22 protein-coding genes are annotated in these 21,894 nt (G+C 68.8%); 8 read left to right on the forward strand and 14 right to left on the reverse strand.

Annotation, left to right across the window (positions count from 1 at the left end; translation table 11 throughout):
• Window positions 1–17: 17 nt before the first annotated feature.
• Both IPG05_14635 and IPG05_14640 read left to right on the forward strand, forming a co-directional pair.
• Window positions 18–254 carry a hypothetical protein gene (locus IPG05_14635; GenBank protein MBK6496309.1) on the forward strand — a complete coding sequence of 79 codons (237 nt, stop codon included), beginning with the start codon at window positions 18–20 and terminating at the stop codon, window positions 252–254.
• A 48-nt stretch (window positions 255–302) separates the two neighbouring features.
• Complete coding sequence (locus tag IPG05_14640; protein ID MBK6496310.1) at window positions 303–1,484, forward strand: MFS transporter; 1,182 nt, start codon at window positions 303–305, stop codon at window positions 1,482–1,484.
• A 34-nt stretch (window positions 1,485–1,518) separates the two neighbouring features.
• Here the strand turns inward: IPG05_14640 and lepB are convergent, their stop codons facing one another.
• From lepB to IPG05_14695, 11 genes are all read right to left on the reverse strand, one after another.
• Window positions 1,519–2,229: a signal peptidase I gene (lepB, locus tag IPG05_14645; protein ID MBK6496311.1), complete on the reverse strand. Its 711-nt coding sequence runs from the start codon at window positions 2,227–2,229 to the stop codon at window positions 1,519–1,521.
• A gap of 2 nt (window positions 2,230–2,231) precedes the next feature.
• On the reverse strand, window positions 2,232–3,293 hold the full coding sequence (locus tag IPG05_14650) for a PD40 domain-containing protein (GenBank protein ID MBK6496312.1): 1,062 nt from the start codon (window positions 3,291–3,293) through the stop codon (window positions 2,232–2,234).
• A 42-nt stretch (window positions 3,294–3,335) separates the two neighbouring features.
• Complete coding sequence (bcp, locus tag IPG05_14655; GenBank protein MBK6496313.1) at window positions 3,336–3,794, reverse strand: thioredoxin-dependent thiol peroxidase; 459 nt, start codon at window positions 3,792–3,794, stop codon at window positions 3,336–3,338.
• Between the two features lie 17 nt (window positions 3,795–3,811).
• Window positions 3,812–5,395 (reverse strand): hypothetical protein, encoded by a 1,584-nt coding sequence (locus IPG05_14660; GenBank protein MBK6496314.1) that lies wholly within the window; start codon window positions 5,393–5,395, stop codon window positions 3,812–3,814.
• Window positions 5,395–7,275 (reverse strand): hypothetical protein, encoded by a 1,881-nt coding sequence (locus IPG05_14665; GenBank protein MBK6496315.1) that lies wholly within the window; start codon window positions 7,273–7,275, stop codon window positions 5,395–5,397. Before IPG05_14665 ends, IPG05_14660 begins: the two co-directional genes overlap by 1 nt.
• On the reverse strand, window positions 7,272–8,348 hold the full coding sequence (locus tag IPG05_14670; protein ID MBK6496316.1) for an efflux RND transporter periplasmic adaptor subunit: 1,077 nt from the start codon (window positions 8,346–8,348) through the stop codon (window positions 7,272–7,274). Before IPG05_14670 ends, IPG05_14665 begins: the two co-directional genes overlap by 4 nt.
• Window positions 8,345–9,358, reverse strand: coding sequence for a TolC family protein (locus tag IPG05_14675; protein MBK6496317.1), 1,014 nt, complete (start codon window positions 9,356–9,358; stop codon window positions 8,345–8,347). Before IPG05_14675 ends, IPG05_14670 begins: the two co-directional genes overlap by 4 nt.
• The gene (locus tag IPG05_14680) at window positions 9,342–9,638 is read right to left on the reverse strand and encodes a hypothetical protein (GenBank protein ID MBK6496318.1); all 297 of its coding nucleotides are present in this window, start codon (window positions 9,636–9,638) and stop codon (window positions 9,342–9,344) included. Before IPG05_14680 ends, IPG05_14675 begins: the two co-directional genes overlap by 17 nt.
• The gene (locus tag IPG05_14685; protein MBK6496319.1) at window positions 9,635–10,390 is read right to left on the reverse strand and encodes an efflux RND transporter permease subunit; all 756 of its coding nucleotides are present in this window, start codon (window positions 10,388–10,390) and stop codon (window positions 9,635–9,637) included. Before IPG05_14685 ends, IPG05_14680 begins: the two co-directional genes overlap by 4 nt.
• A 95-nt stretch (window positions 10,391–10,485) precedes the next feature.
• Entirely contained in the window at window positions 10,486–12,444 is a 1,959-nt protein-coding gene (locus IPG05_14690; protein MBK6496320.1) for an efflux RND transporter permease subunit, read from the reverse strand.
• On the reverse strand, window positions 12,410–12,712 hold the full coding sequence (locus IPG05_14695; protein ID MBK6496321.1) for an efflux RND transporter permease subunit: 303 nt from the start codon (window positions 12,710–12,712) through the stop codon (window positions 12,410–12,412). Before IPG05_14695 ends, IPG05_14690 begins: the two co-directional genes overlap by 35 nt.
• 92 nt (window positions 12,713–12,804) lie before the next feature.
• Here IPG05_14695 and IPG05_14700 point away from each other — a divergent pair, with 92 nt between their 5' ends.
• Entirely contained in the window at window positions 12,805–13,179 is a 375-nt protein-coding gene (locus IPG05_14700) for a hypothetical protein (GenBank protein MBK6496322.1), read from the forward strand.
• Here IPG05_14700 and IPG05_14705 read toward each other — a convergent pair.
• Complete coding sequence (locus IPG05_14705; GenBank protein ID MBK6496323.1) at window positions 13,169–13,321, reverse strand: hypothetical protein; 153 nt, start codon at window positions 13,319–13,321, stop codon at window positions 13,169–13,171. The genes IPG05_14700 and IPG05_14705 overlap by 11 nt on opposite strands.
• 203 nt (window positions 13,322–13,524) lie before the next feature.
• On the opposite strand from IPG05_14705, the gene IPG05_14710 reads away from it, so the two are divergent.
• On the forward strand, window positions 13,525–14,220 hold the full coding sequence (locus tag IPG05_14710) for a hypothetical protein (GenBank protein ID MBK6496324.1): 696 nt from the start codon (window positions 13,525–13,527) through the stop codon (window positions 14,218–14,220).
• 160 nt (window positions 14,221–14,380) lie between these two features.
• Here IPG05_14710 and IPG05_14715 read toward each other — a convergent pair whose 3' ends face one another.
• Entirely contained in the window at window positions 14,381–16,882 is a 2,502-nt protein-coding gene (locus tag IPG05_14715) for a M20/M25/M40 family metallo-hydrolase (GenBank protein MBK6496325.1), read from the reverse strand.
• 199 nt (window positions 16,883–17,081) lie between these two features.
• On the opposite strand from IPG05_14715, the gene IPG05_14720 reads away from it, so the two are divergent.
• The 4 genes from IPG05_14720 to IPG05_14735 all read left to right on the forward strand — a co-directional run bounded on the left by IPG05_14720 (window position 17,082) and on the right by IPG05_14735 (window position 21,145).
• A complete protein-coding gene (locus tag IPG05_14720) occupies window positions 17,082–17,369 on the forward strand; it encodes a type II toxin-antitoxin system prevent-host-death family antitoxin (protein ID MBK6496326.1) in 288 nt (95 codons plus the stop codon).
• Window positions 17,369–17,743: a type II toxin-antitoxin system VapC family toxin gene (locus IPG05_14725; protein ID MBK6496327.1), complete on the forward strand. Its 375-nt coding sequence runs from the start codon at window positions 17,369–17,371 to the stop codon at window positions 17,741–17,743. Before IPG05_14720 ends, IPG05_14725 begins: the two co-directional genes overlap by 1 nt.
• A 114-nt stretch (window positions 17,744–17,857) precedes the next feature.
• Window positions 17,858–18,487, forward strand: coding sequence for a hypothetical protein (locus tag IPG05_14730; GenBank protein MBK6496328.1), 630 nt, complete (start codon window positions 17,858–17,860; stop codon window positions 18,485–18,487).
• Window positions 18,488–19,375: 888 nt separating this feature from the next.
• The gene (locus IPG05_14735; protein ID MBK6496329.1) at window positions 19,376–21,145 is read left to right on the forward strand and encodes a PD40 domain-containing protein; all 1,770 of its coding nucleotides are present in this window, start codon (window positions 19,376–19,378) and stop codon (window positions 21,143–21,145) included.
• A 260-nt stretch (window positions 21,146–21,405) separates the two neighbouring features.
• Here the strand turns inward: IPG05_14735 and tnpA are convergent, their stop codons facing one another.
• Entirely contained in the window at window positions 21,406–21,816 is a 411-nt protein-coding gene (gene tnpA, locus IPG05_14740) for an IS200/IS605 family transposase (protein MBK6496330.1), read from the reverse strand.
• Window positions 21,817–21,894: the final 78 nt, after the last annotated feature.

Below are 21,894 nucleotides of genomic sequence, written 5' to 3' on the forward strand. Positions count from 1 at the left end.
GCCACAGAGGAGCGACGATGGGCCGTCGCCACGTGAAGGAATACCGGCCGGACGAGGCACTCGCCCTCATCAGCGCCGACCGGGAGGGACGGGCAATCCACTGCCCATCCTGCGGCAGTGAGGCCATGGAGCGAACACCCGAGCGCCCCGCCGAAGGGGGAGCGTCGCTGGGTCGGGTCGTCCTCACCTGCGGACAGTGCGCCCGTCTGGTCGCCTATATCGACCGGGCCGGCATCTCCACCTCGCCTCGCTGATCGACCCCCCAGCTTGACCTGCCTCCGGGGGTCGGCCATCCTCCCCCGATGACCACGTCTGCGTCCCTGCCCCGTTCCGCCATTCCCATCGTCATTGCCACCGTCTTCATCGACGTCATCGGGTTCGGGATGGTCCTGCCGCTCCTGCCGAGCTATGCGGCGCGGCTGGGGGGGACGCCGGGGAACATCGGGTTGCTGGTCGCCTCCTACTCGGCCATCCAGTTCGTCCTGGCGCCACTCTGGGGCCGGGTCTCCGACCGGATCGGCCGCCGTCCGGTGCTGCTGATCGGGCTGGCGGGGAGCGTCGCCTCGTACCTGGTCTTCGCCTTCGCCAACTCGCTGCCCCTCTTGCTGCTCTCGCGCGTCCTCGACGGCGGGTCGGGAGCGACGGTCAACGTGGCGCAGGCGTACCTCGCCGACGAGACCACCCCCGAGCAGCGCACCAAGGCGATGGGGATGGTCGGCGCGGCCTTCGGACTGGGCTTCATCGTCGGCCCGATCCTCGGCGGCATCACCGCCGCGATCGGCAACACGCTGCCGGGGATCATCGCCGCCATCATCACCGCCATCAATCTGATCATGGCGTGGCGGGTGCTGCCGGAGTCGATCCCCGCCGCGGTGGCCGCCAATGCCCCGGCCGCACGCACGCCGTGGCGCGCGCTCGCCGCACCGGTCGCGGTGCTCTTCCTCGCCACGCTCGCCTTCTCGGTGATGTACGTGGTGTTCCCGCTCTTCGGCGAGTTGCGCTTCAAGGCGAGCCGCAGCGTGGTGAGCTACTGGTTTGCGTACGTGGGGCTCGCAACAGCGATCGTGCAGGGCGGACTGCTCGGGCGCCTGGTCACTCGGCTCGGCGAGGTCGGTGTCGCGCGCCTCGGCGCCGGCGTGATGGCGGTCGGCTTCCTGCTGATTCCGCCCGCCGGCGCGGTCGGCGCACCGGGCCCGCTCTTCTACACCGCGCTGGCGCTGCTCGGTGCCGGCTTCGGGATGGCCGGCCCCGCGATGATCGGCCTCGCCTCGCGCCGCGCCGCGGCCACCGTGCAGGGCCGCACGCTCGGCGTCACGCAGAGCGCGTCGTCACTGGCACGGATCATCGGGCCGATCGTCGCCGGCGCCGTGATGCAGGCGGCGTCGGCGGAAGGCGCCTTCCGCCTCTCGGCGGCGATGGCGGCGGGGGCGCTGCTGCTGGCGGCAACGCTCTTCCCGAGGGAACGGCAAACGGCCACCCCGTAAGGAGTGGCCGTTGTCGTGCGTCGCACACGGGTGATCAGCGCGGCGTGCTGAAGAGCCGGTGCCACCGCACCTCGGTCAGGAACGCCATCGACTTCAGGCTCTGCACGTCGTAGCTGAAGTACACCAGCACCGGCGTGCCGACGACGTTGACGCGCGGCAGGAAGCCCCAGTAGCGGCCGTCATACGAGCCGTCGCGATTGTCTCCCATCACGAACAGCGAATCCTGCGGCACCACGACCGGACCCCAGTCGTGCAGGTCGGGCTCGTAGCCCATCGGCACCGGCCCGGCGAAGTGCGGCACCTGCCACGCGCGCATCCGTGAGCGCATCAGCTGGTCCTCGGACTTTTCCGGCTCGCTGTTGACCGCGTACGGCTCCTCGAGACGGCGACCGTTCCGATACACCACGCCGCTCCGCATCTCGAGCGTGTCGCCGGCAAGGCCGATCAGCCGCTTGACGACCTTCAGGTCTTCCTCGATCGAGTCGAAGACGACGATGTCGCCACGCGCCGGCTCGCGCACCGCGGGCAGCTTCGCCTTGAGCAGCGGCACTTCGGCGCCGTAGAGGAACTTGTTGACGAAGAGGAAGTCGCCGATCTGCAGCGTGTTCTGCATGCTCCCCGAGGGGATGCGGAACGCCTCGATCAGGAAGGTGCGCAACAGGAACCACGCGACCAGTGCGATGCTGATGGACTTGACCCAGTCCACCAGAATGCGGAGCGCACCGGCCACGCGGCCCTTGATCATGCTCAGTTCTTCCAGTCGGCGATGAAGAGGTTCGTCTCGCCCGATTCGCTGCCGTGGCGATTCGACGCGAACACCAGCTGCTTGCCATCCGGCGAGAACATCGGGAAGCCGTCGAAGTCACCGTACTGCGTGATCTGCTCGATCCCCGTGCCGTCGGCGTTGATCATGAACAGGTCGAAGCCACGGCCCTTCGGGTCCTTGTGGTTCGACGAGAAGATGATCCGCTTCCCATCCGGGTGGAAGAACGGCGCGAAGTTGGCGCCGCCGAGCGCGGTGATCTGCTTCGGGTTGCTGCCGTCGGCGTTGGCGACCCAGAGCTCGAGCTTGGCCGGGCGCACCAGGCGCGCCTTCAACAGCCGCTGATAGTCCGCGCTGTCGGTGGCCGTCACCGGGTACTGCGCCCGCCAGACGATCTTGGTCCCATCGGGCGAGAAGAAGGCGCCGCCGTCGTAGCCGACCCGTGTGGTCAGACGACGGAGATTGCTGCCGTCAGGATTCATCGTGTAGAGCTCGACGTCGCCGTCGCGGGTCGACGTGAAGATCACGTGCTTCCCGTCGGGCGACACCGTCGCCTCGGCGTTGTACGCCCCATTGTCGGTCAGCTGCTGGAGATCGGTGCCGTCCCGCTTGACGGTGAAGAGCTCGAAGCGGCCGAGCGGCCAGACGTAGCCCATCGCCCGATCCGGCGGGACCGGGCAGGCCGGGTCGCCCCGGTACGTCGAGGAGAAGATGATCCGCTGGTCCTTCGCGATGAAGTAGCCGCAGGTGGTCCGGCCGAGGCCGTTCGAGACCTGCCGCAGGTCGGAGCCGTCGGCGCGCATGATGTACTGCTGGTCGCAACCCTCGGTCACCTTCTTCTGCTTCTGGAAGGTGAGCCACTTGCCGTCGCTCGAGAAATACGCCTCGGCGTTGTTGCCGCCAAAGGTGAGCTGGCGCAGGCGGCCGAAGTGCCGCTCTCCCGGCTCGGGCGCGAAGAAGGTCGTCGAGGCCGAACTGCCGGGCCCTGGGTTGGCCGTCTGCGTGGCGCAGCCGGCGAGGAGGACGAGGGCAGCAGTGGCCGACAATGGGGTACGAATGGGAAACCTCGTGGTGCGTGAAAACAGCAGTCAGTCATCAAGCGCTGCCAAGACCGCCTCGGCATGCCCGGTCACCTTCACCTTCTCGAACACGTGGGTGATGACGCCCTCGGCGTCGATCACGAACGTGGTGCGTGCGATCCCGAAATACTTCTTGCCATACATCGACTTCTCGACCCAGACGCCGTAGGCCTGCGCGATGGCATGCTCATCATCGGCCAGCAGCGGAAAGGGCAACGCGTGCTTCGCTGCGAACTTCCGATGCGCCTTCACGTCGTCCCGCGACACGCCGAGGACCGTGGTGCCTCGCCGGCGGAGCTTCCGCCAGGCATCGCGGAAGCCGCACGCCTGCTCGGTGCAATCCGAGGTATCGTCCTTCGGGTAGAAATAAAGCACCACTCGCTGGCCCCGCAGCGCCGAGAGGGCGACCGGCTTCCCCTCGGCGTCGAGCGTCGTGAAATCTGGCGCCCTGTCCCCGGGTTGGAGCATCCGTAATGCTGCGGAGGTCACGGCACCAGCGCGCGGGGCACGCTGGGCAGGGCCGCCAACCGGCGCACCGGATGGCTCGCCCGGGCACGAACGGCGCGGTCAAAGGAGTTCCAGGTGGTGTAGCCGTCCTCCGACGCGGGCTCGAGCAGGAAGGCCGCCAGCATGCCGAAGCGCTGGTTGGTCGGGATGATGTAGCTGCCGGCCGGGAGGGAATCGGCCGCCGGGGCGACCCACTTGCCGTCGACCTTCATGGCCCGATGCCCCTCGAAGGGGCGGGCGGCGACCACGGCCGAGTCGACCTGGAAGCGCGCACTCTGGCCGACCCACGGCTGCGTGAGCTTCTCGACCACGATGCCTTGCCGACGAAGCAGCGCCACGACCTCGGTCCACTGCGCGTCGAGCACGTACGCCGCCGGAATCGCCTCGCGACGGGTGGCGACGAAGCGATCGACCACCGGCATGAAGACCTTCTTCATCTCGCCGGTGCGCTGACGCCGCGAGAAGCCGCCGTTCCCCTCACCCTGCTTGGTGAGCTCGGCAATGACGGTGTCCATGCGCGGCGGCGCGAAGGCGCTGCGCACGGCGACGGAGTCGGGACGCGCGGCAATCGTCGCCGCCATCACCCGGCGCAGGTCGGCCTGCTTCTCGGCCATGTAGCGCAGCGACTCGATCATGAACGCGTAGGTGGCATCGATCCGCTTCAGTAGCGGGTCGTTGCTGTACGCCTCGGAGAGGATCGAGATCCGCGACATCCCCATCAGGTTGCTGCCGTAGCGCGCGTAGGACTCATAGGTGTCCCAGCCGAGCACCAGCGAGTCGGGATGCTGGTTGCGGAAGTTGCCGTAGGGGAAGGTCTCGAACTTGTGGCGGTCCCGCATCCGCTTGCGAATCTCGGGCAGCGCCTTGTCCTGCAACCAGATGTTGGCCGGTGTCTGATTCGGATTGAGCCCCGGCGCCCACGTCAGGGCGTAGCCGTGGTACGAGCCGTTGGTGGTGTGCAGGTCCATCCAGACATCCGGATCCCACGCCGCCACCAGCGCCAGCGAACCGCGCGTCTCCGGTGCTTCCTGCTTGACGTAGTCGCGGTTGAGGTCGAGCCCCTGCCCGTTGGCGCGCAGGCCGACGATCGCGGGGCCGTTCTGCCCCCCGCGGTTGCGATCCCCGGGACCGAAGGCGTCGTTGCCATCGCTGTTGTAGATCGGCACCCAGACCACGATCACGCTGTCGAGCAGCTTGGTGAGCGGCCCCAGGGTCATGTCACGCAGCAACCGCTGCACCGCTTCCTTCCCCTCGACTTCACCCGCGTGGATGTTGCCCTGGATGTAGAAGACCGGCTTGCCACTGCGCTTGGCCTCGGCCGGGTCGGCCACCATCGGGCGTGCCGCGACGACGTACGGAATCCGGCGACCCTGCGGCGACTCGCCCAGCGTCCCGACGCGGATCGCGGCGCCGTGGTTGGCCAGCGAGTCGAGGAAGGCCAGCACCTCGGCGTGACTCGACGTCCGCTCCCCGGCGGTGCGCTCGGGAACAGTCTGCTGCGCAGCGAGTGGCGCGGCGGCCAGAAGGGCGACACCAGCGAGCCAGGAAAGCGGGCGGGCCATCAGTGCTCCGGAGGGTAGGGAGGAAAAAGGAGTCGACGAGCCACGGCATCGGCCACGCCGGCATCCCAGGTCAGGGTGATTTCAGGTACCACCGCGGCCGTCACCGGCCGTCGCAGCAGCAACGGCGCACCGCGCGCGCCGGCGGGGAAGTTAGCGAGTCGGGCGACGGCGGCCGGATCGTGCAGTCGCGTGACGAAGGTACTCCGTCGAGTCGCCACCGGAAGGCGCGCCGCAGCCGCCCGGACCAGTCGGTACCCGAGCGCGTGGGGATCCTCGCTCATGCCGCCCCACAGCGCCATCCGCTTCTCGGCGTCGAGCAGCAGCAGGAGCGGCGTCGACGCCGCGGCGGGACGGAGCGTCTCCTCGGTGGCCCATTCGGCGAATCCCTCCGCCAACCAGGGATCGTCCTCGAGCAGGCGGACGACGGTCGACCGGTCGGTCCGTGAGACACCCTGCCCTTCGAGTCGGGTCGCGGCCGCGAGAATGTGGTGCCACTCGTGGATCACGGTTGCCACCGCCAGCAGCGGCATGATGCCCGGGTCGATCCGAACCCCGTCGGCCGTCGCGAGCAGCGTCTGCAGGCCCGGCACGCGGGACGGCGGGAGGAGGGCGATGTCGCCGCCCGCCGCCGACAAGGTGAGCGTGTCGGACCAGGTCAGGGCGGACCATGCCGTGAGCGCCTCGACGCGCCCCGCCGGCAGCCACTCACGGGCCGAGGCATTCGCCGGCTCGACCAGGGTCCGGGCCAGGCGATCGCCGTTGACGAGTGGCATCGCTGCGAAGCCACCGAGTGGCTCCGGGAGCAGCACCGGTGGGGCGAGCGTCGCACGGCCCCAGACCTTGGCCATCAACTGGGCGGGGGCGCGGGGCCCCATGGGAGTGTCGATCCACGGGTGATCGAGCAGCCATTGCACTGCCTCGCGCCACCATGGCACTGCGTCGAGGTAGCACTCGAAGAGCAGGTTGAGCTCGCGACGAGCTTCGGGGTCGCTGGCGTCAAGCGCCGCCATCGCGCGGGCCATCGTGCTGTCGTGGCGAAACCAGGCGGGCCAGGACGCCAGCGCGGCGGCGCGCATCCGGCCCACGTCGTTCACGGTGTTTGCGTCGAGCACGCCGAGGCGGCGCAATCCGCGCGCGGCCGCGTCCCGTTGGTAGCCTCCTCGACTGCGCGCCATTGCCAGCGCCTCGGCGCGCTCGTGCAGGTCGATGATCACTCCGGCGGGGCCGACGAAGAGCCGACGGAAGGTGCTGTCGGCGGCGGGGCTTGCCGCGATCGCCGCGAGGGTCCGCCGCACGCTCGCTCGCGTCGCCTCGTCGGCACCGAGTGCCATCGCGCGGGAACGGTCGGCCCGCTCACGATCGCGCACCACCGGAAGGCCGGTCCGTCGCATCAACTCGGCATACTCTCGCTCGAGTGTCATCGAGTCCGGGAGCGCGGCGACCCACGCAGCGGGGATCACCGTGGCGTTGGCGCCGGTGCCGACGGCGAGCTGACGCACCCGCACGCGCGGTCGCACCGGCCAGCGCGCCGTCCCGGGTCGGATCAGCTCGCCCTCCCAGGAGGCGCCGCCGCCATCGGGGTAGCGGAGGCGGCCCGACATCGCTGCACCATCGCCATCGACATCAAGCTCGGCGCGCAGACCGAGCGCGCCGACGGCGAAGGAGAGATGATTGCCGGTGCGCTGCAGCTTGGTGAGCGGGAAGAAGAGCGAGTCGTGCGATTCGAGCAGAATCCGACTGCGCGCACCATCCAGCCGCAGGTCGGCGAACTCCACGCCGGCGGCGGTGCGCAGTTGCACCGCCCAGCGCGTGGCAGGCTCCTGCGCGCCGAGCACGGTCGGCACCAGCCAGCAGGCAGCGGCCGCCGCGCGGAACGTCACCCTTCGCGCGCGCCCTTCGGCCGCCGCTCGACGGTGGTGGCCTTGACGGTCACCCCTTCGACCAGCCGCTCGAGCCCGCCCACCACGACGCGGTCCCCGACCTCGATGCCGCGTCGGATCTCGACGAAGCCGGGGGAACGCACGCCGAGTTCGACCTCGCGCCGCGTGACCGTGCTGTCCTGTTGCACCCAGATGTAGGTGGCCCCGGCCGTCGGTACGATCGATTCCTCGGGGACTACCACGGCGTTGGCGCGCATCGCAGTCGCCAGCCGTGCCTCGAGGAACATCCCCGGCTGCAGCGTGCCGCCGCTATTCGCGGTGATCGCCTTCACGGTGATGGTGCGCCCCGGCAGCGTGACGACCGGATCGACGAAATCGACGCGCGCGGTGAATGTCTTGCCCGGCAACGACGCCACCTGGAAGGTGACCTCCTGCCCCATCTTCAACTCGGCGGCGTAGCGCTCCGGCACGGCAAAGTTGATCCGCGCCGGCGAGACGGTCTGCAGCGTGAGCAGCCGCGATTGGCTGTTGACGAAGTCGCCCATCGAGACCAGCCGCTGCCCGACCACGCCGGCGAACGGAGCACGTACCACCGTCCGCTCGAGGCGCAGCGCCAGCAGGTCGAGCGATGCCGTGGCCGCGCGCGACGACGCCTCGGCGCGCTCCAGGTCGGCCGGCGCCGCCGCCTTCTCCGCCAGGAGCAACCGGGTCCGCTCGAGCGCCTGCCTCGCGAGATCGCGATCGGCGGTGGCACGGGCCACCTGCGCCTTGAGCTCGGCATCGTCGATCTTGAGGAGCGGCGTGCCGACGCCAACGGTGGCGCCCTCGCGGGCGAGGATGTCGACCACTCGGCCTTCGATATCGGGACGGAGCTCGATGCGCTGCATCGCCTCGACCTGGCCGGTGGCGATGATCGCATCGATCACCGTGTCGGTGAAGGCGGCACTCACCTCGACCGGCAGCACCTGCGCGCCACCCCGGCCACCGCCGCCGCCCTTGGCGTCCTTCGGGTCGGCGCCGCCGCACGCGACGAGGAGCAGCAGGGCATATCCAATCAGGGGACGACGGCTCACGGGGTGCTCCGTTCAGAATCTGGGGTCAATCGTTGCCCGAGGATCACCTCGAGCGAGGCGCGCGCCAGGCGGACCGCGTAACGCGCCTGGACCAGGTCGGCCTGCGCCTGCACCAGCTGCGCCTGCGCGTCGAGCAGTTCGAGCACCGTGGCGGCACCGGCGCGATAGCGGGCGTTCTGCACCCGGAGAATTTCGGCGGCGACCCCGACCCCGGCGTGGGCCAGGTCGAGCGCCCGCCGCGAGACGTCGTAGCCGGTGTAGGCCTCGGTCACGTCGCGCCGCGCCGAGCGCTCGAGGTCCTCGCGGATGGCGCGGGCCACGGTGCGGTTGGTCTTGAGCCGCTGGATGGCGAGCTCGCGCTGGCCGCCATCCCAGATCGGCAACGCGATCGAGAAGCCGATGCTGCGCCGATTGGTCAGGGTCGGGAAGAACTTGTCGTCGAACTTGCCGAGCGACGCCGTCAGCGTGACCGACGGCAGATAACTCGCCTGCCGCACGCGGATCTGCGCCTCGCTCGACTTCTCGGCCGAGCGCGCCTCGCGCCACGCCGGCCCCTGTTCCACCGCCCGAGTCACCGCTTCGTCGAGCGTGATGGAGAGCGCGGCGGGGGTGGTGGAATCGATCGGCGCCGCATCGACCGGCACCGCCCGGCCGATTCGCCGCCCCAGCTGCAGCCGCGCCACGGTCAGCGCCGCCTCACGCCGCAACACCTCGGCCTCCGCGCGCTGCTGTTCCAGCAGCACCTGCAGCGAATCCGACGGCACCGTCGCGCCGCTCGTCACGCGGGCGCGCGCGGTGCCGAACTGTTCGGCCGCGCGAGTGGCCCGGTCGCGCGCCACATCGAGCAGTTCACGCGCGCCGAGGACGTCGTAGTAGTCACGCTCCACGTTGAGCGCCGTCTCGTAGCGTTGCGCGAGCTCGCCGGCCCGCGCCGTCTCGAGGTCGGCACTCGCCTGCCGTGCCCCGAAGAGCTTGCGCCCGCCGGTGAACAGCTCAGTACCGCGCGTCAATCGAGGCGCGGCCCGTGGCGTTCGCCGCGCGGCCGGTGCCGATGTTGAACTGCTGCGTCGAGAGCTCGGAGTAGTCGGCCGTGGCGTTGATCGTCGGCAGCACGAACACCAGCAGCGCCGCCTTTCGCGCCCACTCGGCGTTGTCGACCAGTCCGGCCGACTGCACCCACAGCGGATCGAGACGCACCGCTTCCCGCAGCGCGTCGCGCAGCGTGACCACTGGCAGGGTGTCGACCGGCGCCATCGTCAGCGTGGCGAGCAGATGGAGGGCGGCGATCATGGAGCCTCCACCGTCGCGAACTCGGCCGTCGCTTCCCGAATGGCGCGTCGACGCGCCAGCCCCCGCTCGGCCAGCATCCAGACGACCGGCACCACGAAGAGCGTCAGCACGGTGGAGAAGGCGATCCCGCCGACGATGGCGTAGCCGAGCGGACGGCGCGCGGTGGCACCGGCGCCGGAGCCGAGCGCGATCGGGATCGCGCCCATGATCGTCGCCACCGAGGTCATCAGGATCGGCCGCAACCGGATCCGTCCCGCCTCGAGCATCGCGTCCACGACCTCCATCCCCTTGGCGCGGAGCTGGTTGGCGTAGTCCACCAGCAGGATCGAGTTCTTGGTTACCAACCCGACCAGCAGGATCATCCCGATCTGCGAGTAGAGGTTGATGGTGGCCCCGGCCAGCTTGAGCGTGAAGATCGCGCCGATCACCGCCAGCGGCACCGCCATGAGCACGGTGAACGGATGCACCACCGACTCGAACTGCGAGGCCAGCACCATGAACACCACCAGGATCGCGAGGCCGAAGGCGAGCAGCAGCTCGTTGCCGCTCTCGCTCAGCTCCCGGGCGTCACCGCCGAGGGCAATCGTGGTGTTGGCCGGGAGCTGCGCCGTGGCGATCGCGGTGAGCGAATCGATCGCGTCGCCGAGGGCGAGGCTCGGCGCCAGCGAGGCGGGAGAGAGTGAAGGCGCGCACCCGCTCGTAGTGGGCGATCCCGCGCGGTCCGGTGGTCTCGGTGATCGACGCCAGCGCATCCACGCGCACCAGCTGCCCGTTGCGCCCGCGCACGAAGAGCTGGTCCATGTCCTGCGGCGTGGCGCGGTGGGCGGCATCAAGCTGCAGGAAGACGTCATAGATGCGCGAGTCGCGCGTGAAGGTCGAGACGCGGGTGCCGCCGGAGCATCGACTGCAGCGTCGTGGCGACATCGCCGATCGGCACGCCGAGGTCGTCGGCGCGGTCGCGATCGTAGGCGATGGTCAGTTCCGGCTTGTTGTTCTTCAGGTCGGTATCGACGTTGACCAGGCCGGGAATCTTGCGCGCCGCCGCGATCAGTCGCTCGTTGGCGACCAGCAACGAGTCATAGTCGGGGTGGCGCACGATGAACTGCACCGGCGACCCGAATCCGCCGATCGCCGACGGGTTGGAGGCGAAGATCTGCACGCCGGCGATCGCCGCGAACTTCGGCCGCAGCTCGGCGATGATATCCTCGATGTTGCGCTCGCGGTCCTCCCAGTACCTGAGCCGCGCAACGACGAAACCGCCATTGGGCGAGCCGCCACGACCGATCACTGAGAAGACGGAGTTGACCTCCGGCACCTTGGCGAGGATCGCCTCGACCTGCTTCTGGTAGCCGTCGGTGTACTGCAGCGTCGCGCCTTCGGGGCCGACGATGTTGATGTTGATCACGCCACGGTCGTCGGCCGGGATGAACTCGCGCTTGAGCGTCTGGAACACCAGCGCCGCGCCGACCACCAGCGCCAACATCCCGACCACCACCGTGAGCGGGTGGCGCAAGGCGCGGCCGAGGACCCGTGCATAGCCGGCCGCGAGGCCGTCGAAACCGCGCTCCAGCAGCTGGTACATCCGACCGTGGCTGGGCGGCACCTTGAGCAGCTTGGCGCAGAGCATCGGCGTCAGCGTCAGCGCGACGAAGCCGGAGATGAAGACCGAGCCGGCCACCGCGATGCCGAATTCGTTGAAGAGCTTGCCGGTATTGCCCTTGAGGAAGGCGAGCGGGACGAAGACCGCCATGAGCGAGGCCGTCGTCGCCACGACGGCGAAGCCGATCTCGCGGGTGCCGTCGCGTGCGGCCTGCTCGGGCGACTTGCCAAGCTCTTCCTGGTGGCGATAGGCGTTCTCGAGCACGATGATCGCGTCGTCGACGACGATGCCGATCGCGATCGTCAGCGCCAACAGCGTGAAGTTGTTGATCGAGAATCCGAGCGCCGACATCACCGCGAAGGTCGCGATGATCGAGGCCGGAATGGCGAAGGCGGGGATGATCGTCGCCCGCAGGTTGCGCAGGAAGAGGAAGATGATGACCACGACCAGCAGCGCCGCCTCGATCAGCGTGCGCTGGGCGTCGCGGATCGAGCGTTCGACGAAGACCGACTGGTCGAATGCCTGCACCAGCTTCACGCCGGGCGGCAGTGCGGCCTGATCGAGGGCAGCGCCGCCTGGATCGCCTTGGAGACCTCGATGACATTGGCCTTCGACTGGCGGATCACGCCGAGGCCGATGCCGGGCATCTGATCGAAGCGGAGGGCGGAGCGGTCGTTTGCCGGGCCGAGCTCGACCCGGCCGACGTCGCGCAACCTGAGTGAGGACGCCGCCCTGGCTGGAGACCACGAGGTCGGCAAATTCATTCGGCGTGCGCAACTCGCCCAGCGAGCGCACCGTGAACTCGCGCTGCGACGACTCGATCCGGCCCGCCGGCACCTCGACGTTGCGGGCGCGGATCGCCGCCGCGACATCCTGCACCGTGAGCGACCGCGCCGTGAGCGCGTTCTGGTCCAGCCAGATCTTCATCGCGTAGCGCCGCTCGCCCTGGATCTGCGCGCGCGCCACGCCCGGAATCGTCTGCAGGCGCTGCTTGACGATCCGGTCGGCGACGTCGTTGAGCTGGAGGAGGTCGAGCGTGGTCGACGTGAGCGCCAGATAGTAGAACGGGCGCGCGTCGGCATCCTGCTTGGCGACCACCGGCTCGTCCACGTCCTCGGGGAGTCGGCCGCGCACCCGACTCACCAGGTCGCGGACGTCCTGCGCCGCCGATTCAACATCCCGCGAGGCCGAACTCCAGCCGGACACTGCTGCGCTGCTCGTTGCTCGACGAGGTCAGCGTCCGGATCCCCTCGGCAGTGCTCAGCTCCTCCTCGAGCACGTCCGTCACCGACGACTCCATCACCCGCGGATTGGCACCCCGCAGCGAGGTCTCGACCGAGACAATCGGCGGATCGATGTCGGGGAGTTCACGCACCGGCAGGCGCAGGTAGCCGAGCACGCCGAAGAGCACGAGGGCGAGGGAGCCCATCGTGGCCAGTACGGGTCGGGAGATCGATACGTCCGAAATCTTCATCGCGATGCTCTATCTTGACGGGGTCGGTGGGCGCGGTGCCCGCCGAGACTACGGATTGCAGGACCCCGAGGTTCAACCCGCAGGAGTTCGTGATGGGCGCCAAGCTTACCGCACGTCAGCAAGCCCAACTGGCCTGGCTCGAATCGCTCCCCCCGAAGATCGAGAAGGCCACTCGGATCATCGAGATGATCAGCACCATGCAGGCCGACGAAAGCCAGGTGCGCGGCCTCGGCCGGATGTGCGACGAGCTCAAGGCCCAGGCCGGTTCCCTGAACCTGACCCCGATCGGCGACGGCTTCGGTTACATGGGGATGATGCTGCGCCGCGCGGGGGGGCTGCAGGTCAAGGTGCGCGGGCTGCGGGAGCTGCTCGCCGGCGTGAAGATCAACCTGGAAGGCGCCATCCGCACCGCGGCCACGCCAGAGCGTGACGCCAAGGAGGAGGGCGATCCGCCGGTCAGTCCTTGAGGACCTTGTCCAGAATCGGGCCGGCCGTGAAGGCGAACATCGACGTGATGACGAGACCGAGCATGACGGTCACGTAGGTCAGCGCGCTGATCAACACCCCGGCGCCGAGCCCGGCCAGGACCATTCCGACATAATAGAGCACGAAGTTTCTCCTTGAAACGTTCCGGCGGGCGACGACACCCACGCCTGATCCGACGCCAAGAATAGCAGGACCCACGCGGCCTCGGCAACGCGGCGAATCCCGACCGCGCCGCCATCTGGTTCCCGCACCCCGCGACCCATAACTTCGATTCAGCGCACCGCTGGGAGGACACCCCCAACTCCTCCTCTTCTCTTGGAGGCGCTATGTGGACCAGGACTCGACTTCTCGCGCTCGCCGTCGTCGGCGGGTTGTTTGTCGCGTGCGGCAAGGACAGCCCCACCGGCTCGGAACCGATCGGCGGCGACACCGATCTCGCCATCAGCGCCGTCGGCAACGCCATCCCGACCGGCTCGATCAACCTGAACGGGACCTATTACAACGTCGGCAGTTCGCTGACCGTCACCGCCAACAACAACGGCCTGACCACGCTCCACCTGACCGCTGACCTCTCCAACGCCCCGGCGTTGCAGACCAAGGTCAATGCCATGGCCGGCTCGCTGGCCGGCGTCGGGGGCTGGGTCGCCGGCTTCCTCTCGGGCGGCGCGATCAGCACCGACATCAAGCTCCGGATCACCTCGGAGGGGATCCAGGACTTCTTCAACGCCGACAAGAAACAGCAAACGCTGGTGCGCTACGACGCGAAGGTGGGCGACACGTATCGCACCACCCTCAGCGACGGGAGCACCATCACCCGGACCGTGACAAAGGTGTCGACGACGGATGACTTCGCCTACGGCCTGTTCATGATCAAGACGATCAAGGTGGAGCAGGATTCCCACCTCGCCGGCGTGCGCAAGTTTGTCTACCACGCCAATCACCGCTTTGGCCTGGTCTGGGTCGAGGCGCAGATGGAGGATGGGACGTCGATCAGCTACTTCCTGTATCCGAACAACTATTGAGCGGTGAGGAGTGAGGGGGTGGCAACACGTTGTCATCCTGAGCGAAGCCCGCGAAGCGGGCGAAGTCGAAGGACCTCTTCCCGGTGCGCTGGGATAGAGGTCCTTCGACTGCGCAGCCGTTCCGGCTGCTTCGCTCAGGATGACAAGCCTTGTGCTACGCCTATTTCACAGTGAAGCGCGCCCAATCCCACCCCATCAACCCCCGCGCGTTCACCGCCTTCACCTGCACCACCATCCCGGCGGTCAGTCGGGGAATCCGCGCCGTCGGCGTCGTCACGCGGAGGCGGTTCTTCTCGGGCGCATCGGCCGGGCCCCACGTCACCAGGTAGCCGGTGATACCCTTCTCGGGGCTCCTGGTCCACGTCGCCACACCGTTCGCGACCGCGAGGTTCTTGAGGCGCGAAGGGCTCGACGCCAGCAGCATCAGCGTCGCCACCGTCGTCTTGCTCGCCTCGGCGATGAGTTGATGGCTCTCCACCTCGAGGATGTCGTGCGGCATGTGGTAGTGCGGGTTGCCGAGGACCGGATAGGAGCCGATGCCGCCGACGATGTCACCGTAGGCCTCGTAGTACGCGGCCGCATCCGTGCTCTTGTAGTAGAGCGCGTCGTAGGTGATCATCGACGAGAACTGCGCCGCGGCGGCGTGCTGGATGTCGCGGATGCCGGGGTTGGAGTAACGGATGGTGTTGTCGAGGTGATGGTCGTTGGCCCAGCCGAGCATGTCGTTGTTGAGCGCACCGACGAGCTTGAGCGAATCGGCGACCGCGCGGCGGACGTATTCGCGCGACCCGAGCAATCCCGACTCCTCGGCCGTGAACGAGGCGAAGACGATCGTCGCCGGCTGCGGATGCCTGGCCATGACACGCGCCGCCTCGAGCAGTGCGGCCGTCCCCGAGGTGTTGTCGTCCGCGCCCGGCCCCTCGGCGCGCGAATCGAAGTGCGAACTCACCACGTACACCAGCTCCGGATTCTCCGTCCCCTTGAGCACTGCGAGGACGTTGGCCGACTTCCCACCCAACGCCCCCTGCGGCGAGAACCACTGCGGCTGGGCGTCGTAGCCGAAGCTCTTGTAGGTCGCGAGGAGGTAGTCGATCGCCTTGGCGTTGCCGGGCTGCGAGATGTGCTTCGAGTCGAAGTCGAAGAGCGCCTTCTCGTAGCCGTACACGCGGCCCACATCGACCTGCGTCGTCACGGCGCGGACCTTGGCCGCAATCGGCGCAAACGAGGCGATGCCACGGTCACGCAGCGACACCTCGCCGGCACGGTCGGCGTCGAGCCGCGCGATCACCGCCTCGCGCGTCACGGGCCGCTTCAACTCGGTCAGATAGAGGCCGCGCTCCACGCTCACGGTGTTGCCATCGCGCTCGGCCACGGTGAGCACTGCCGAGCCGTCGGGCGTCGGCAACCACTCGTACTCGGGGGCGATCGTGCGCACCGTGTTGTTGTGGAAGAGCCGGGTCCGCGCGCCGGTCTCGGCGTCATACAGATAGGAGCGGCGATGCCTCGGCTCACCCATGACGGCCATCACGGTCGTGGGGTTGAGCCACTGCGGGACGACGTCGTGCTGTATCTCGCGGGTGAGGCGTGTCGGTGTTGCATTGGCGGTCGGCGAAATGTCGAGGGTGTAGAGCTCATAGTCCTGCACCGGCATCATCTGGAACGCGATCCGGTTGCCGTCGGGAGAGAGCGCCGGCGCGTCGATCCGACGAATGCCCTTGTAGAGCGTCATCGCGCCGCCGCCCGCGACGGGTGCGGCCACCAGCCGGTTCTCTTCCATGGCGACGCTTCCCTGCACCACGAGGTTCCCCTCGACCCAGGCCATCATTGAGCCGTCGGCCGAGATGGTCGCGGCGCGCCCGTCGATACGGCGAACCGTGTTGGCCTGCAGGTCGACGATCGCGAAGCTCACTGCGGCCCGCAGTCCGGCCAGGCCGACCGGGAGGCGCACGGGATTGCCGCTCGGAATCGGGTACACCAGGAAGCGTCCACCGGGGAGCGCCACCGGCACACCCTTGAAGCCGGCGGTCGGCGCGACAATCCCCTGCACCGCGAAGGCGTCACCGCTCCTCGTCAGGCGGAGGATGTCGTTGCGGGTCGCGTCCGATGCGCGCGAGACCACCACGAAGAGCGTGGCGTCGTCGGAGCCGAAGGTGGCGCCGGTCGGCAGCCACTCGCCGAGGCCGGTAATCGGCAGCTCGCGTCCGGTGGCGACCTCTTTGATGCCCAGCGGTACGCGATTCATCGTGCTCGGCGCCACCCACGCCACCAGCGATCCGCTCGGCGAGAGCGCGGCGCCACTCCCTACCACCTCGAGCAGCGCCTTCGTCGGGGCGCTGCGGCGGACCACCCGGGTCACGCGCGAGGCCGGGAGGCCGCTCTCGTAGGCGATCGTCTGACCGTCGGCGGACCAGGTCGGCCGCCCGCCGTCGGGGGTCAGTTCCACGGTCTCGTAGCGCTCACCGGTGAGGACTGCGACCGAGTCGATCCACGACCGGGCCACACCGGGGACCAACAGCGAGCGGAGCGCGTCGGTCGCCTCGATGTAGCGGCCAGCATCCCAGGCGCGGAAGCCCTTCTCCCAGAGCGTGCCGGGCGGGACGATGCCGCCGCTTTGGGCCGAGAGGGGGGCGGCGAGGAGGAGCAGGGCTGGGAGGAGGCGCATGGGGAGCTCGGTGGAGGCTGTGAGCCGCGGGCGTCACCAGTGCCAGTGACGTGTGACCTGTGACCAGCGGCCGTAAGTCGCGCGGAAGATGACAACCCAAAGGTAGCGTCCGCGCCAAGACTCTCGCACGACCTACGACCTACGACCTACGACTTACAACCAATTGACTAGTCTGACTAGTCTGACCAGATTATACCCCATGGCCGAAGAATATTCCATCTACGACGCCAAGGCGAAGCTCTCGGCGCTTGTCCGCCAGGTCCGCGAGGGGCGGAGCTTTGTGATCACCGTCCACGGCCAGCCGGTCGCGGAGCTGCGGCCGATCGAGCCGAAGCCGAAGGCGACGACGCTGGCGGAGCGGATCGAGGAACTCCGCGCCAAGGGGCTGATCACGCCGGCTCGGACGACGCCGGACGACCCGCGGGCGTTCCCGATCGGGGAGTATCGCGAAGGTGCGCTGCAGCGTTTCCTTGACGATCGCGACTGATGTTGGCCTACCTGGACACCTCTGTCGTGGTCGCGATCCGATTCAGCCAGCCTGGCGCGGAGCGATTTCGAGACGCCCTGACCCGCTTCGAGTTGTACGCCTCGCCCCTACTCGAGGCGGAATGGCGAAGCGCCCTGTGTCGCGAGCAGATCGAACCCAACCTCGCGGAACTCGAGCTGGTCCAGTGGGTCTTCCAGGAGCGTACCCTCAGCGAAGAACTGGAGCGCGTCTTCGCGGCCGGCTACGTCCGCGGCGCCGATGCCTGGCACTTGGCCACGGCCCTCTCCATGGCCCCGGACCCGAGCGAACTCACCTTCTTGACCTTGGACGATCGACAGCGGGCGGTGGCGGAGGCGTTGGGGTTCAAGACGTGAGTCGGTGATCGATCATTGATCATCCGTCACCACATCACCCGAAGTCGAATAGCAGCCTACGCAGTATCTTCCAGCTCTTCCCATCACAATTGCCCCAGCGACCCGAGAGCTCCCGTGAGCGTGCGCGCCTGTCACACCACTCGCCCCACGATCCTGCGCCTGATGGTGGCCTGTGGTGTGGCACTTGTTCCGGCGCAGCAGGCCGGCGCCCAGTCGTCGCCATCACCGGTCCCGCAGGCGCTGCTGGGGACCTGGCACCTCGTCACGAAGCATCCTGTCTACGACTCGACCCGCGTCATTGCGGCGCCAACCCAACCGTCCCGGCCGCCGGTGCTGGTGCCGCGGGACGCGATTCGATTTGCCGACGGTCCCTTCCCGGTGCCGCCGCGGCCGAGCGACGCCTATTCACTCTGGGTCGAGATGAACCCGCGCGATTCGATCATCTTCGCCATGGAGGATTCCACGTTGACGATCTTTGCCGACGGCGCGTACCCGACCTGGTGGACCGCCAACGGCGTGGCGCGTCAGGAGGCCGTTGGTGAGCAGCTCTTTCTGACCCGCGCGGAGTGGAAGAAGGACGTCCTCGTCCTGGAACGCAGCCGCCCCTCGGGCGGGATGTCGCAGCGACGGTTCCGTCTGCTCAAGGACGGTCGGTTGGAATTGACCTGGCCCGGCATCTATCGCCATCCGGACTTTCCCACGAAGTACGTCTTCAGTCGTGAACGCCCGGTGACCAAGCCATGAGCACGCTCGACCGCCTCGCTGCCGCACTGTCCGACCGCTACCGCCTCGACCGCGAGCTCGGGCAGGGCGGCATGGCCACCGTCTACCTCGCGCACGACCTCAAGCACGATCGCGACGTCGCCATCAAGGTGCTGCATCCCGACCTGGGCGCGGCCCTCGGTGGCGAGCGCTTCCTCTCCGAGATCCGCACCACGGCCCGCCTGCAGCATCCGCACATCCTGCCGCTGCTCGACTCGGGCGAGGCCGACGGCCTGCTCTACTACGTGATGCCGCTGGTCACCGGCGAGACGCTGCGCAGCCGCCTCGAGCGTGACCGCCAGTTGCCGGTGGACGAAGCGATCCGCACCGCGCGCGAAGTCGCCGATGCCCTCGGCTACGCCCACGGCCTCGGCGTGATCCACCGCGACATCAAGCCCGAGAACATCCTGCTGCAGGGCGGCCACGCACTGGTCGCCGACTTCGGCATCGCCCTCGCCGTGCAGCAGGCCGGCGGCCAGCGGATGACGCAGACCGGACTGAGTCTCGGCACGCCGCAATACATGTCGCCCGAGCAGGCGATGGGCGAGCGCACCATCGATGCGCGCAGCGACGTGTATGCGCTTGGTGCGGTGACGTACGAAATGCTGGTCGGCGAGGCGCCGTTCACGGGCCCTAGCGTGCAGGCGATCGTGGCGCGCTTGATTACCGAGGAGCCGCGCCCGCTCTCGGCGCAGCGCAAGGCGGTGCCCGACCATGTCGAGGCGGCGGTGTTGCGCGCGCTCGAGAAGCTGCCAGCCGATCGTTACGCCACGGCGACCGAGTTCGCCGTCGCCCTCAGCAACGCGACCGGTGCAACCGTCTCCACCGCCCGGACGCGCGCCGCCGCCGCCCCGCAGCAATCGCAGCACGATGCTGCTCGGCAGCGCGACGGTGCTCTCGCTCGCGGCCGCGGCGTTCGCGTGGTTCCGCCCGGTGGCGGTCGAGGCACCCAACTGGCAGACGATCGTCGTCAGCGACTCGCTCGAGTTTGACCAGCCCGGCTCGATGCTCGCCATCTCGCCGACCGGCGAGAACATCCTGTTCCGCAAGAGCATCCAGAACAGTCCGATCTGGCTCAAGCGCGCCGACCGCCTCGAGGCCGCCGCCATTCCGGGCACCGAGCGCGGGGCGACGCCCGCCTTCTCGCCGGACGGCCAGTGGATCGCCTTCACCGCCGACCGCCAGCTCAAGAAGGTGCGGCTCGACGGCGGCGCCTCGATGGTCCTCGCCGATTCGGCCGCCTCACAGGAGTACGGCCTCGCCTGGCTCGACGACAACACCATCGTCTATCCGTCACCCTCGGGCTCGGAGCTCCGTCGCGTGAGCGCCGCCGGGGGCGGCTACACCGCGACCTTTGCGGACACGGCCCTCCGAGGCTTCGGCCTGCTCAACGTCACCGCGCTCCCCGGCGCGCGCGGCGTGCTCACCGCCGTCTGCACATCGAACTGCGCCACCAGCACGATGAGCGTCATCGACCTGAAGACGAGCAAGCTCACCAGGCTCCTCCCCGACGTCATGAAGGCGTGGTACCTCCCGAGCGGCAACCTGCTCTACGTGCGGACCGACTTCACCGCGATGGTGGCGCCGTTCGACCTCGACAAGTTGACGATCACCGGACCGGCCACGGCGGTCCTCGATGGCACGACGATCCATGCCCTCTTCCGCACCGTGCCGATGCTCGCCATCTCGCGGAGCGGGACGTTGCTCTTCGCGCGCGGCAAGGCGGGGAACGCGAACTCCGAATTCGTCCGCGTCGACCGGCAGGGGACCGCCACGCGCATCGACACCAGCTGGTCGGGCGTCTTCAACTCGTTCGCACTCTCGGCGGATGGCCGTCGCGTCGCGGTCGGCACTGGCACCACTGGTGGCGGCCTCTCGGTCTACCTCAAACAGCTCGACGCCGGCGCCTTCTCCCGCCTCTCCTTCGGCGGGCAGGATCGCCGGCCAGCCTGGTCGCCCGATGGCAAGACCGTCGCCTTCATCCGCGACTCGCTGAATGGCGGCGGCGTCTATGGCATCGCCGCCGACGGCAGCGGCGGAGAGCGGCGCCTGGCGAAGATCGACCGGCCGATCCAGGAGGTCATCTGGTCGAACGACGGCCAGTGGCTGGTGCTCCGGACCGACAATGGCACCGCCGGCGCGGGCGACCTGGTCGGCGTCCGCACCAGTGGTGATTCGACGCCGGTGCCGTTGGTGGCCTCGAAGTTCACCGAGATGCACCCGGCGCTCTCGCCAGACGGCCGCTGGCTCGCCTACATCTCTGACGAATCGGGGGCGAACGAGATCTACGTGCGCCCCTTCCCCGCCACAAACGGCGGGCGGTGGCAGGTCTCGAACGGCGGCGGGATGTCGCCGGTCTGGTCCCCGGACAGCAAGGAGCTCTACTTCATCGGCGGCACCGGGCAGCTGATCGCCGCCGAGCTCCGGACCACGACCGCCTTCGAGGTGGTCCAGCTGCAGACCTTGTTCGACGTCACCGGCTACAACCTCGACCTCTTCCACCAGTCCTTCGCCGTCGCCCCCGACGGCAAGAGCTTCCTCTTCGCCCGCCAGCGCTCGTCGGGCGTCGGGTCGGCTCGGCCGACGGTGATCCTGGTACGGAACTGGTTCACCGACCTGGCGGCGCGGCTGAAGCGGTGAGGGTGTCGCGCGATTGAGCTCGCGGCTGCAAGCCGCGGCGCGATTGAGCTCGCGGCTAAAGCCGCGTCGGTGTCGGGCCCCGGCGGGGGGGGGCCGGCGGCCGGGGCCCCGCCGGGCCGGCGGGGGGGGGGCCGCGGGGGCGGGCGCCGCGCCCCGGGGGGGGAGCTCCCGAGCCGCGGCTCGGTTGGTGTCGCTAAAGCGACATGCCCCATGCCGAACGGAGCCCGTCGCTTTAGCGACGAGCTCGTTCGCGACGAGATCTATTCAACAACGTCCAAAGGCGGCCACCCCGCGATGGCCTCGGTCGGATGGCGCACGTGCTGCGCGCACACGTAGGCGCGGACGCGTTCGAGGCCACCAGGGCTGACCGAGGTGACACTGTACCCCTTGGCCCATTTCAGCGGCCGACGGGCACCAGGGGTGGCCGCATTGATCCCATGGGCGGTGCCGCCCTTCATGCGTTGCAGGAGACGTGGAAGGTCGCTTGTGGGATGTAACCGCACGAGCAGATGGAGATGGGTGGTCACCAGGCCAATCGCCAGCACTCGAGCCCTCTCCTGCCTGGCGATGATCGGCAAATGTTCGCTGAGATACGCCGCCCGCCCGGAATCGAGCGAAGGGACCCGATCCCGCGTGGTCCAGACGAGGTGGACATGCAGACGATGATGCATGGCCGAAGGCTAGGACAACGGACGCCCAACCGGGGTACCGGCGGCGCTCGCCCCGGCTGGCGCTTCGCCGCCCCCCCT

This window comes from Gemmatimonadota bacterium (genome assembly GCA_016704275.1).
GTDB lineage: Bacteria > Gemmatimonadota > Gemmatimonadetes > Gemmatimonadales > GWC2-71-9 > Palsa-1233.